The following is a 331-nucleotide window of genomic DNA, read 5'->3' on the forward strand; positions in this document are numbered from 1 at the left end:
CCGCCACAACTGTTATAGGGTGCAGGTTAGGGTAGGAGCGCCAACCCAAACTCAATAACAATCAGCGCGATAGCACACGCGAAGAGTACCCCACGCGACACATTGAACTTCTGCCAGAGATCATACAGCTGGCTGGGAATCAACCAAATAACGCACGCATGAAAAGCAAGCGAGAACGAGGCGTTACCCCACTGAATAATCATCAGGGCAAGAGCAAAACCCACGCCGAGCACATCCAGGATGCGCCGGTGCTTTCGCACCTGCTCCCTCTGCTCCTGATAGCCGGGGGTGTTTAGCAACCTTGGTGGTGCTTTTTTCAGCTGACCCACAA

The 331-nt window shown here is 53.8% G+C and carries 1 protein-coding gene; it reads right to left on the bottom strand.

What is annotated here, in order from left to right; all coding sequences use genetic code 11:
• Positions 1 to 26: 26 nt before the first annotated feature.
• A partial coding sequence (locus HMPREF2928_RS06600) for a hypothetical protein (RefSeq protein ID WP_210399876.1) occupies positions 27 to 331 on the bottom strand: 305 nt, incomplete at its 5' end.

Origin of the sequence: Rothia sp. HMSC072B04, from assembly GCF_001813725.1 — a bacterium.
Classification (GTDB): domain Bacteria; phylum Actinomycetota; class Actinomycetes; order Actinomycetales; family Micrococcaceae; genus Rothia; species Rothia mucilaginosa.